Origin of the sequence: Nocardia neocaledoniensis (assembly GCF_029868625.1) — a bacterium.
GTDB classification, from domain to species: domain Bacteria; phylum Actinomycetota; class Actinomycetes; order Mycobacteriales; family Mycobacteriaceae; genus Nocardia; species Nocardia neocaledoniensis_A.
Window position 1 is genome coordinate 1 of the sequence record NZ_JARWOJ010000427.1, and the last position, 8,532, is coordinate 8,532.

The 8,532-nt window shown below is 68.3% G+C and carries 8 protein-coding genes; 7 read left to right on the forward strand and 1 reads right to left on the reverse strand.

What is annotated here, in order from left to right; translation table 11 throughout:
- Positions 1-191: 191 nt before the first annotated feature.
- Positions 192-1,241 (reverse strand): M48 family metallopeptidase, encoded by a 1,050-nt coding sequence (locus tag QH270_RS33490; protein WP_280348731.1) that lies wholly within the window; start codon positions 1,239-1,241, stop codon positions 192-194.
- Positions 1,242-1,315: 74 nt separating this feature from the next.
- On the opposite strand from QH270_RS33490, the gene QH270_RS34580 reads away from it, so the two are divergent.
- The 7 genes from QH270_RS34580 to QH270_RS33520 all read left to right on the forward strand — a co-directional run bounded on the left by QH270_RS34580 (position 1,316) and on the right by QH270_RS33520 (position 8,326).
- Positions 1,316-1,405, forward strand: a complete 90-nt coding sequence (locus tag QH270_RS34580) for an Ms4533A family Cys-rich leader peptide (RefSeq protein ID WP_019045829.1) — start codon at positions 1,316-1,318, stop codon at positions 1,403-1,405.
- Positions 1,406-1,576: 171 nt separating this feature from the next.
- Complete coding sequence (locus QH270_RS33495; RefSeq protein ID WP_432420472.1) at positions 1,577-2,665, forward strand: sulfate ABC transporter substrate-binding protein; 1,089 nt, start codon at positions 1,577-1,579, stop codon at positions 2,663-2,665.
- 35 nt (positions 2,666-2,700) lie between these two features.
- Positions 2,701-3,588, forward strand: coding sequence for a sulfate ABC transporter permease subunit CysT (gene cysT, locus QH270_RS33500; RefSeq protein ID WP_432420471.1), 888 nt, complete (start codon positions 2,701-2,703; stop codon positions 3,586-3,588).
- Entirely contained in the window at positions 3,585-4,391 is an 807-nt protein-coding gene (gene cysW, locus QH270_RS33505) for a sulfate ABC transporter permease subunit CysW (RefSeq protein ID WP_280348736.1), read from the forward strand. Before cysT ends, cysW begins: the two co-directional genes overlap by 4 nt.
- Complete coding sequence (locus QH270_RS33510; RefSeq protein WP_280348739.1) at positions 4,388-5,383, forward strand: sulfate/molybdate ABC transporter ATP-binding protein; 996 nt, start codon at positions 4,388-4,390, stop codon at positions 5,381-5,383. The genes cysW and QH270_RS33510 overlap by 4 nt, the downstream gene beginning before the upstream one ends.
- Positions 5,384-5,719: 336 nt before the next feature.
- A complete protein-coding gene (locus QH270_RS33515) occupies positions 5,720-6,724 on the forward strand; it encodes an AurF N-oxygenase family protein (RefSeq protein ID WP_280348745.1) in 1,005 nt (334 codons plus the stop codon).
- Between the two features lie 12 nt (positions 6,725-6,736).
- The gene (locus QH270_RS33520; RefSeq protein WP_280348741.1) at positions 6,737-8,326 is read left to right on the forward strand and encodes an FAD-dependent oxidoreductase; all 1,590 of its coding nucleotides are present in this window, start codon (positions 6,737-6,739) and stop codon (positions 8,324-8,326) included.
- The last annotated feature ends 206 nt before the right edge of the window (positions 8,327-8,532 follow it).

The window sequence follows — 8,532 nt, forward strand, 5'->3', positions numbered from 1 at the left end:
CCCCCCCCCCCCCCCCCCCCCCCCCCCCCCCCCCCCCCCCCCCCCCCCCCCCCCCCCCCCCCCCCCCCCCCCCCCCCCCCCCCCCCCCCCCCCCCCCCCCCCCCCCCCCCCCCCCCCCGCCGCTGACGCGGCGGACCCTCCTCGAGGTCGGGTCGTACGGGGCTGGTTCCGAGAGGCGGGGTCGTCCGGGGCTAGTTCCGGCGCCAGTCTGTCAGTCGTTTGCCCAGGTCGGCGACGGTTTGGCCGACCTCCTGGCCGACGGTGCTCACCGCGGCGCCCACGTCCTTGCCCAGGTCGCGGACCGTGCGGATCAGCAGGTCGTCGGACTGGTCGAAGGATTCGCGGTAGCTGCGGGCCGCGTGCTTGACCTCCTCGCTGATGCGCGCGTCGCGGTCGTGCTCGCGACGCGGGTAGCTGCCGCCGAGTACCCGGTCGTACTCGCCCGACTGGATCCAGCGGCGCAGTTCCGCGGCGCGCAGCACCGAGAACGGATGCGACTGCAATTCCAGGTTGAGCAGCTTGAGCACGCCGTCGCGCAGGTCACCCGAGCGCAGGTAGTCGTCGGCCTGGTCGAGGAACGCGCCGTGGTTCATCTCCTTCAGCCAGGTGCCGCCCGCGGTCTTCATGTGCACCCGGACCGAGGCCTCGACGTCCTGGCAGCACAGCAGGCCGGCCCGGTCGCCGGACAGCTCCGACTTGCGGCTCCACTCCATCAGCGCCGCCACGATCGCGCGCAGCGCCCAGCCGCCGCCGGGCATCCAGCCGATCGACGCCGACAGCCGCAGCAGGTGCATGAGCATCGTGCGGTACACCGCGTGCCCGGACAGGGCGTGGCCGAGCTCGTGGCCGATGACGAAGCGCAGTTCCTCGGTGTCCATCAGGTCGAGCAGGCCGGTGGTGAGGACGATGAACGGCTTGTCCATCCCGATGGTGAAGGCGTTCACCGTCGGGTCCTGCAGCACGAACATCTCCGGCGTGGTCCGCGCGTCGAGTACGCCGACACAGTCCGCGCGCAACTCGTGCAGGGTGCGGAACTGGCGGTCGTCGACGCGGACGGCCGTCGCCAGGTAGAGCAGCCGGTGCTGGCGCTCGCGCAGCAGCCCGGACAGGGCCTTGAGCACGGTGTCGAAGCCGGTCAGCGCCCGCAACGCGACGAGCGCGGTGCGGTCGGCCGGATGCTCCCAGGCGCGGGTGCTGATCTCGGGAAAACGGACGCGCACGCGGTCCGGAGTCATGGTCATGGAATGAAAACCCCCCTGTGTACGGAACTCTCGTCGATTCTGATCATCATGGCGCAATCTGCTACAGTCTGCCTGTGTCGTCGAGTGTCGCCCCGCAGATCCGCCATGAGCTGGCGTTGATCGCTGTCGGCAACCTCGCGGTCGCGGACATTCTCTGTCGATGATCGGCCACCGGACGCTTCTGCGCGTATCTGCCCAGTAGACTGGCGCGCGCTTTCCTTTCGCAGTCGTAGTCCGTCACTCCGGGGGCCACCGGCCCGAGTCGCGCCAACTGCCGTCCGTCCGTCGCACGGCAGGTCTACCGATCGACGAGCATGATCCTGCCGCAACGAGAAATGTTGCCGGGCAGGTCCTTTCCGAAAGGTTCAACCCCGATGTCTCGCACCACTTGGATCGGCTCGCGCCGCCGCGCCGCCGCCATCGCCGTCACCGCTGTCGCCGCGCTCGCGCTGACCGCGTGCGGCGGTGGCGCCAGCGATTCGACCGACGGCGGCACGGGAGCCGACGGCAGCGGGGGCAGCCTCAACCTCTACGCCTACGCCGTCCCCAAGCCCGGCTTCGACAAGGTCGTGCCCGAGTTCAACAAGACCGAGGCGGGCAAGGGCGTGCAGATCCTGCCGTCCTACGGTGCCTCGGGCGACCAGTCGCGCAAGGTCAAGGACGGCGCCGAGGCCGATGTGGTGAACTTCTCCGTCGAGCCCGACATCACCCGCCTGGTCGACGCAGGCCTGGTGGAGTCGAACTGGAACGCCGACGCCACCAAGGGCATCCCGTTCGGCTCGGTCGTCACCCTGGTGGTGCGCAAGGGCAACCCCAAGGGCATCAAGGACTGGGACGACCTGATCAAGCCCGGTGTCGAGGTCGTCACGCCGAACCCGTTCAGTTCCGGCTCGGCCAAGTGGAACCTGCTCGCGCCGTACGCCGCCAAGAGCGACGGCGGCAAGAACCAGCAGGCCGGCCTGGACTACCTGGCCCAGCTGATCTCGCCCGAGCACGTCAAGGTGCAGCCCAAGTCGGGCCGCGAAGCCACCGAGACCTTCCTGCAGGGCACCGGTGACGTGCTGCTGAGCTACGAGAACGAGGCCATCTTCTCCGAGCGCAACGGCGACCCGATCGAGCACATCAACCCGCCGACCACCTTCAAGATCGAGAACCCGGTGGCGGTGCTGAAGAACTCCAAGAACCTGGCCACCGCGACCGCGTTCCGCGACTTCCTGTTCACCCCCGCCGGCCAGAAGGCGTGGGCGCAGGCCGGCTTCCGCCCGGTCGATCCGGCCGTCGCCGCCGAGTTCGCCGCCGACTTCCCGACCCCGGCCAAGCTGTGGACCATCGATGACCTCGGTGGCTGGAAGGCCGTGGACAAGGACCTGTTCACGCAGGGCACCGGCAAGATCGCGGTCATCTACGACCAGGCCACCAAGTAGGACGTGACCGAGCGCACACGCGATACTGGACAACTGTGACTGACAGCAGTGGGCCCGCCGGGACCGGGGAAACCCCCGATCCCGGCGTTGCCGCGAAATCCCGAAACCCCCGCCGCTCGTGGCTGCGCGTCACCGGCTCCGTGGGCCCCTTCGGCATCGGCGTCGCGGTGCTGTGGCTCAGCGTCATCGTGCTGCTGCCGCTGGCGGCCCTGACCGTCAGCTCGTTCGAGGACGGCTGGTCCGGCTTCTGGGACGCGGTCACCGCGCCCGCCGCCGTGGACTCGCTGAAGGTGACCATCGGCGTCTCGGTGATCGTCGCCGTCCTCAACGTGGTGATGGGCACGCTCATCGCCTGGGTGCTGGTGCGCGACGAGTTTCCCGGCAAGGGCATCGTCAACGCGCTGATCGACCTGCCGTTCGCGCTGCCGACGATCGTCGCCTCGATCGTGTTGCTCTCGCTCTACGGCCCGAACAGCCCGATCGATATCCACCTCAACGCCACCCAGCCGGGTCTGGTGGTGGCGCTGGCCTTCGTCACCTTGCCGTTCGTGGTGCGCTCGGTGCAGCCGGTGCTGATCGAGGTCGACCGGGAAGTGGAACAGGCCGCGCTCTCGCTGGGCGCGAGCAACTGGATCACCTTCCGGCGCATCGTGCTGCCGACGCTGACCCCGGCGATCATCTCCGGCGGCGGCCTGGCCTTCGCCAGGGCGATCGGCGAGTACGGCTCGGTCGTGCTGATCGGCGGCAACATCCCGCGCGAGACCCAGATGACCTCGCAGTACATCCAGCAGCAGATCGAGGTGGACCGGCCGATCAACGCCGCCGCGGTGTCGGTGGCGCTGCTGGTGATCTCCTTCGCCAGCTTGCTCGTGCTGCGCCTGCTGGCCGAGCGCACCGCCCGTAAGGAAGAGGCGGCCCGATGAAACTGTCCCCGTTCACCAGGCTCTCGCTGCGCACGGTCGCCCTCGGCTACCTGTTCGTGCTGCTCGTGCTCCCGCTGGTGATCATCTTGTGGCGCACGTTCGAACGGGGGATCGGCGCGTTCGTCGACTCGATCACCACGCCGGCGGCGATCTCGGCGTTCCAGCTGTCGATGATCATCGTGGCGATCGTGGTCCCGCTGAACGTGGTGTTCGGCGTCATCACGGCGTTGGCGCTGGTGCGCAGCAAGTTCCCCGGGCGCAATCTGGTGCAGGGCATCGTCGACCTCCCGTTCGCCGTCTCGCCGGTTGTCGTCGGTGTGTCGCTGATCCTGCTGTGGGGCGCGGGCGGCTGGTTCGGCGGTCTGGAGTCACTCGGCTTCAAGGTGATCTTCAGCCTGCCCGGCATGGTCATCGCCACCATCTTCGTGACCTTGCCGTTCGTGGTCCGTGAGGTCGAACCGGTGCTGCACGAGATCGGCGACGACCAGGAACAGGCCGCGGCCACCCTCGGCGCCTCACGCTGGCAGACCTTCTGGCGGATCACCCTGCCCGCCATCCGCTGGGGCCTGACCTACGGCGTCGTCCTCACCGTGGCCCGCGCGCTCGGCGAGTTCGGCGCGGTGATCATGGTCTCCACCGCGCTGCCCGGCCGCTCGCAGACGCTGACGCTGCTGGTGCACGGCCGCTACATCAACGACCACAACACCTTCGGCGCCTACAGCGCGGCGACGCTGCTGATGGGCATGGCACTGGTCGTTCTCCTTCTGATGACTCTCCTCGAACGCAAGCGGGGCACCGAATGATCACCGTGACCAACGCGCGCAAGAACTACGGTTCCTTCGCCGCTCTCGACGACGTCAGCATCGACATCCCCTCCGGCGAGCTGACCGCACTGCTGGGCCCGTCGGGTTCGGGCAAGTCGACGCTGCTGCGCTCGATCGCCGGCCTGGAGTCGCTCGACGGCGGCATCGTGACAATCGCGGGCAACGACGTGACCCACGTGGCGCCGCAGAAGCGCGACATCGGCTTCGTGTTCCAGCACTACGCCGCGTTCAAGCACATGACCGTGCGCGACAACGTGGCTTTCGGCCTGACCATCCGCAAGCGGCCGAAGAAGGAGATCGACAAGCGCGTCGACGAACTGCTCGGGATCGTCGGCCTCGACGGATTTCAGCACCGGTACCCCGCGCAGCTGTCCGGTGGTCAGCGTCAGCGCATGGCGCTGGCCCGCGCCCTCGCCGTGGACCCGCAGGTGCTGCTGCTCGACGAGCCGTTCGGCGCGCTGGACGCGAAGGTGCGCACCGATCTGCGGCAGTGGCTGCGTCGTCTGCACGACGAGGTCCATGTGACCACCGTGCTCGTCACCCATGATCAGGAGGAGGCGCTCGACGTCGCCGACCGGATCGCGGTGATGAACAAGGGCCGCATCGAGCAGGTCGGCTCGCCCGAGGAGGTCTACGACCGGCCCGCCAACGAGTTCGTCATGTCCTTCCTCGGCGCGGTGGCGCGGCTCAACGGCCATCTGGTCCGGCCGCACGACATCCGGATCGGCCGCGATCCGTCCATGGCGCTGGCCGAGCACGAGGGCACCGCGGAATCCGCCGGCGTCACCAGGGCCACCGTCGAACGCATCGTCCGGCTCGGCTTCGAGGTGCGGCTGGAACTGCGCAACGCCGCGACCGGCGATCAGTTCGCCGCGCAGGTGACCCGCGGTGACGCCGCCGCGCTGCACCTGAGCGAGGGGGAGACGGTCTACGCCCGTGCCACCCGCATCCCGGACCTGCCGACGAGCTGACCAGGTATCTCGACCCGGCCGGGCGGTGTTGCTGAACAGCCACCGCCCGGCCGTCCGCGTTTCCCGGCCGCGGGAGGATAGCCGGTACCGGCGGTTCGCACGGCGAAACGCCGGAGTCGAGCGGAAACTAATTTTTTCCGGCGCGCCGCGGCCGCGCGCGGATGTGCATGACGCAGTGTCACAGGTAGAGCCGTTTTTACTGGTGAGTAGCTTTTTCTCCAGGCATTTCGCCGCGCCGATCGCGGGAAATCCGGCGGGTGCCGGAGTTGACGTGACTCCTCGTAGGTGTAACTATTGGAAACAGTAAACGTCCCTTGAGGAGAGGCAGTGACGACGATGTCTGCGCCCACCACCCCTGACGTCGATCCTGTAGTCGCCGAGGCTCAGGCGTACGCCGAGAAGTTGCTGATGCTGTCCGAGGCGTCGGTCAACCGTCACTTCGACCCGTTCGAGGACATCGACTGGGACAACCCGGACTTCGACCCGAACCACAAGCCGGAGCGCTGGGTCCTGGTCACCTCGGCGGACCCCATCGGTCGCCACCCCTGGTACCAGGCGCTGCCGCTCGACAAGAAGATCGAGATCGGCAAGGTCCGCCAGGCCAATGTCGCCAAGGTCGGCCTGCAGTTCGAGGCCATCCTGATCATCGGCATGATGCAGCACATCTTCAACCTGAAGAACAACGACCCGGAGTTCCGGTACTGCTCGCACGAGATGATCGAAGAGCACAACCACACTCTGATGTTCCAGGAGATGGTGAACCGCGTCGCCGACGTGCCGGGCATGAACCCGCTCGTGCGTCAGCTGCGCCACCTGGCCGCCCCGGCCGGTGCGCTGTTCCCGAACTTCTTCTTCATGGCCGTGCTCGCCGGCGAGGAGCCGATCGACCACATCCAGAAGGACATCCTGCGCTCGGGCGATGACATCCACCCGATCATGCGCGGCGTGATGGCGATCCATGTGGCCGAGGAAGCTCGCCACATCTCCTTCGCGCACGAGTTCCTGAAGAAGAACGTGCCCGCGCAGCCCGCGGTCAACAAGTTCGTGCTCTCGATCGCGATGCCGATCGTCATGTTCGTGCTCGGCCGCGCCATCGCGACCCCGCCGAAGACCTTCTTCAAGCAGTTCGACATGCCGAAGGAAGTCAAGAAGGAGCTGTTCTACGGTTCCAAGGAGGCCAAGCAGGTCTTCGCCGACTACTTCATCGACGTGCGCGCCCTCGCCGAGGAGATCGGGCTGATGAACCCGATCGCCAAGAAGGTGTGGAAGCTGCTCGGGATCGACGGCCCGTCCAGCCGGTACCGTTCGGAGCCCAAGCGTTCCGCCAAGCACGCCGCCTGAGACGATAGCCATATGCCATATGTCGTTACCCAGTCATGCTGTAGTGACGCCTCGTGTGTCTACGCATGCCCGGTGAATTGCATTCATCCGACCCCGGATGAGCCGGACTTCCTCAGCGCGGAGATGCTGTACGTCGATCCGGCGGCCTGCGTGGACTGTGGCGCCTGCGCCACCGCGTGCCCCGTCGACGCGATCACCTCGTCGAAGAAGCTGACCGAAGAGCAGAAGCCGTTCATCGAGATCAACGCCGATTTCTACCGCGTCCAGCGGGACCGGCCGACGTTGGCTCGCCCGGTGATGCCGCCCGCGATCGACACCCAGCGTTCGCCGCTGCGCGTGGCGATCGTGGGGTCGGGTCCGTCGGCGATGTACGCCGCCGACGAGCTGCTCACCCAGCCCGGCGTGTCGGTGACCATGTTCGACCGGTTGCCGCAGGCCTACGGCCTGGCCCGGCTCGGTGTCGCGCCCGATCACAAGCGCACCCGTCAGGTGGCCGACCTGTTCGACGTGATGTCGAAGCAGGAGGACTTCGGGACCTACCTCGACGTGGAGATCGGCAAACACATCAGTCATGCCGAGCTGCTCGAGCACTTCCACGGCGTGATCTACGCCGTGGGCGCGTCCTCGGACCGCAAGCTCGGCATCCCGGGTGAGGGGCTGGCGGGCAATGTGTCGGCCACCGACTTCGTCGCCTGGTACAACGGCCATCCCGAGCACGTCGACGACGAGTTCGATCTGGATCAGAAGCGCGTCGTCATCGTCGGCAACGGCAACGTGGCCCTCGATGTGGCCCGGATCCTGACCGTCGACCCGGCCACCCTGGCCGGCACCGACATCGCGCCGCACGCGCTGAAGGCGTTGCGGGAGAGCAAGGTCGAAGAGGTCGTGATCCTGGGTCGTCGTGGCCCGGCCGAATCGGCGTTCACCGTCCCGGAGTTCGTCGGCCTGCTCGCCGCCGACATCGACATCGCGATCGACGGCGACCTGCCGGAGGTCACCGCGGAGCTGCCGTTCAAGATCGAGCAGAAGCTGCGGTTGCTGCACAGCGTCGCGAACCGTCCGTTCGGCGCGCGTCGCCGGATCGTGTTCCGCTACCTGTCCTCGCCGGTCGAGATCGTCGGTACCGACACGGTGACCGGCGTGCGGGTCGAGCGCAACGAGCTCGTCACCGATGCCGACGGCCGGACCAGCGCGGTGCCGACCGGTGACACCGAGCTGCTCGAGGCCGGCGTGGTGCTCACCTCCGTGGGCTACCGCGGTGTGCCGACCAAGGACCTGCCGTTCGACGAGGCGCGTGGTGTCATCCCGAACGAGCGCGGCCGGGTGTTGACCGCGCCGTCGGGTGAGGTCGTCCCCGGTGCGTATGTGACCGGGTGGATCAAGCGCGGACCGACGGGTTTCATCGGGACCAACAAGTCCTGTGCGCAGGAGACGGTGGAGCAGCTGGCCGCCGACTTCAACAGTGGCGCACTGCGTGCGCCCGTCCGCGACGCGCAGGAGTTCGACCGGCTGGTGCGGGCGCGGCGCCCGCAGGCGGTGGCCGGTGGTGCGGCGCTGCCGCCCCGGCACGGCTCGCTCAAGCGCCTGCTCGCCCGCGGCTGATCCACGAGAACCGAAGGGCCCCCCCGGGTTTTGCGGGGGGGGGCGGGGGGGTGGGGGGGGCCCCCCGATTTGGGGGGGTTTGGGGGGGGGGGGCGTCGTCCGGGGCGGGGGCCGTCGGGGTGGGGCACGTGGGTCGTCGCCTTTGATTTCCGTGGGGGGGGGAGGTCTGCACTGTCGACACCCGCGCCGGGTGGCCGACCACGCAC